Below are 2,993 nucleotides of genomic sequence, written 5' to 3'. Positions count from 1 at the left end.
AACATATACTAAGTCATATACAAAACATATCCGTGTTCTCACACAGCAGTTCTGTTGACCAGCTTCCGTTTTGCAGGCTCCTCTTTACATTTTTTAATAGTTACAACATTGGGAATAACCCTAATGCTTGGATGCTTATCGCATCTATATCGTATAGTTCAGCTCTCGGCAAACTCTTGACCATCCGCGTTTTGCTTATCCGTATCTCTTTTAACACCTCAGGCTCTGCACCACGCCCCCCTCGGGCTAAGGCTTTCTCATGACAGAGCCCTGGCGACCGGTTTAGCACTCCACCCGCAGGGATCTCACTATATTAAATTTTGGAAAAATAAATTATTTTACTGACCTGTGCCATAGCTGACCGTAGGTTCAGCAATCAGTTTGCTTTTATCACGGCCAAACTTATTCATCTTTACGGCATAGCATATCAGGCGGACCTTTTCTTTATAATCCGGAACTTCTTCGTTATTTCTTTCTTCAAATACAGTGACCTTGCCATTTCTTACTACCACAGCCATATCCCTTCCACATCCGGTGCACACTACATTGCAATTGCAATCACCATGTGTTTCCTGAAGAAATGTCCCACAATAGCTACAAAATGCCACAAACTTCTCTTTTCTGTCCAACTTCCTACTCATTCAACATGCCTCCTGAAAAGCCTAAAATTTTATTCCAATCGCTCTATCGATAAAGGGAAAGAAAACGATAAAGCGTCTCTACAGATGTTTTTCCGTTTAACGAAGCCACTCGCCACATTCTGCAGAAGCTTTTCCTGACCATTTAACTGTTTAGCGTTAAATATTTCTAAAGGGAATTATCTTATTTAAAATTCCTGAATCAATAATAGCAGAACTAATGTTCTGTTTCAACAAGACAAACCTATAAAAATAGACCTGCCCAATATTTTGAGCAGGTCCATCGTATTGACTAATATGACTTTTGGCATATGAATCTTAATTCATAGCCTTTTTCAGCATTTTCCGGTACTCTTCCCGTACACTCTTCGGTCCAGCAATACTGATACCTCCGGCGAACTGGAAGACCCATGCATAAAATGTACGGCTTACTGATACTTTTACGGTTGCGTGAAATGTCGCTTCCGTTTCAATACTTGTTGTGAAATCTTCTCCGAACTGATCTACAAGGTTTTTCATCAAAGAATTGTCACAAATCAAATCCACTTCCTGATCAACACCGTCGTACATCTTGAAAACCTCTTTGGTAAATGCCGTAAGCTCACATCCATCAGGAAGTGGAACATATTCTTTTGTGCACAGCTCTACATGGATCATACGGTCTATACGATATGAGATCACTTTTTTATGTTTCTCAGAATAACCTAGAAGGTAGTAATAATCATTGTTCCATAAGCAGCAATACGGGCTACAATGGTATATCTCCCCATCGTTCTTAAAAATTTTTTTCTTCTCTGGAGAATAGTCAATGTACTGAAATGAAATAACAATCCTTTTGTTGATTGCCCTTTCGATTACGTCTACTACAAGATGCAGATGATTATTATCTGATTTGATTCGGTCTGATACAAAGATTCGTGGTGACATATGGGAACGCTGGTATCTGCTCACCATGGAACCTATCTTTGTTATTATCTCCGCACTGGAATCAGCCGTAATGAATTTGGCTGATGAAATCGCATCTATCAGCATCTTGAGTTCCGGGAGCTGGAATCTTCGTTCTCCAAGGAAATAAGTATTCTCATGAGATTTTGAAATAATTATATCAACGCCAAAACTCTCAAGGACCTTAATATCGTCATCTAAAGTATTTCTGGTTATGGAATATCCTTTATTCTGAAGGGCATTCATTATTGTTTTTTTATCTGCCGGATGTTCCTCATCTGTTTCATCCTGCAAATATCGAAACAAGGCTAAAATACGTCCTTTGGAATTTGGTCTTTGCATTTATTAGTAGCCTCCAGAATGTCCTTTCATAATATGGGAGAATTTACAGATGTCATAACTGTCGTAATTACAAATATTTTATAGACATTGCTATAAGAAAATTTAACTTATTACAGTCATATACCATGAAGATCCGTCCGCCTTTCTATGCAGATAGATCATCCTTTGTTTATTATTCACGAGCAGATTACATTGGTATACCAAGTCATTACCTGAGACATATACTCCATCCGGCATAGTTCGTGTTTCTTGACCTGTTAAGTCTTTGTATCCCTTTACGCTGTACTCCTGTCTTTCACCCGCTTCTGAAGTGAATCTTAATCTTATGGGTATGATCTTTCCATCTATATTGTGTTGAAGTATTACATCTACGGGAAAACGCTTGCTCATCTCTTATATCTCCTACCAACCTAAAGAATGTGGATGCATGAATGGTACAGAATGACTTATTGGCAATGGTTTACTTGCATTATGGACTACTCTTTTCTGTGATTGTTTTTTGATTACCTCTTCAGCTTCACATTGTGTATTGTATAGTCTATTGTTTCGGATTCTGAATCCGCCATATGAACATAGAAGTTTTACAATACTCATTCCGTCACGCTCGCTTACAACTTCAACTTCTACAACCCGGTTATTGTTCTCTATCAAGAATGCACGTTTCTTTGGTTTTACATCAGCTATCATAGGTCACCTCATAAAACAAACCTCTGTTCTTAGAATAGTATAAACGCTTTATGGGGATTTGCAAGAACAATTGTTTATGATTATGAAAAATAATTATGTCATTAGCCATTAGAAAGAGGTTACATAATGAGAGACATGGAATACAATGTTCCGGATGATACTGATTTCGGTGTACGAATTACCGGTGACAGTATGAATCCAAGATACGCTGATGGACGACAGATAGTATGGGTTCAGTGGCAGGATAATTAAAATATAAGCAGCCATATTGACACCTTTAGTAATATTAATACATATTTTCTTTTTCAAAATCTACAGCAGCTTTAACTTGTTGAAGTATCATTTTCTTTACAGCCTCCGTTCTGACAGACTTGAGTAAAT

At 37.9% G+C, this 2,993-nt stretch carries 5 protein-coding genes; 1 reads left to right on the top strand and 4 read right to left on the bottom strand.

Features of this window, described 5'->3' with window-relative positions; translation table 11 throughout:
• Positions 1-338: 338 nt before the first annotated feature.
• From T515_RS15960 to T515_RS15945, 4 genes are all read right to left on the bottom strand, one after another.
• Positions 339-641, bottom strand: coding sequence for a hypothetical protein (locus tag T515_RS15960; RefSeq protein WP_036613487.1), 303 nt, complete (start codon positions 639-641; stop codon positions 339-341).
• 315 nt (positions 642-956) lie between these two features.
• A complete protein-coding gene (locus tag T515_RS15955; RefSeq protein WP_036613485.1) occupies positions 957-1,925 on the bottom strand; it encodes a helix-turn-helix transcriptional regulator in 969 nt (322 codons plus the stop codon).
• 102 nt (positions 1,926-2,027) lie between these two features.
• The gene (locus T515_RS15950; RefSeq protein ID WP_036613483.1) at positions 2,028-2,315 is read right to left on the bottom strand and encodes a hypothetical protein; all 288 of its coding nucleotides are present in this window, start codon (positions 2,313-2,315) and stop codon (positions 2,028-2,030) included.
• Between the two features lie 12 nt (positions 2,316-2,327).
• On the bottom strand, positions 2,328-2,612 hold the full coding sequence (locus T515_RS15945; RefSeq protein ID WP_036613481.1) for a hypothetical protein: 285 nt from the start codon (positions 2,610-2,612) through the stop codon (positions 2,328-2,330).
• Positions 2,613-2,738: 126 nt separating this feature from the next.
• On the opposite strand from T515_RS15945, the gene T515_RS18245 reads away from it, so the two are divergent.
• Positions 2,739-2,864, top strand: coding sequence for a hypothetical protein (locus T515_RS18245; RefSeq protein WP_278245431.1), 126 nt, complete (start codon positions 2,739-2,741; stop codon positions 2,862-2,864).
• Positions 2,865-2,993: the final 129 nt, after the last annotated feature.

This window comes from Oribacterium sp. P6A1, assembly GCF_000702885.1.
Taxonomy (GTDB): Bacteria; Bacillota; Clostridia; order Lachnospirales; family Lachnospiraceae; genus Oribacterium.
The sequence above is the reverse complement of the archived record's forward strand: the minus strand, read 5'-3'. Positions and strand labels throughout refer to the sequence as shown.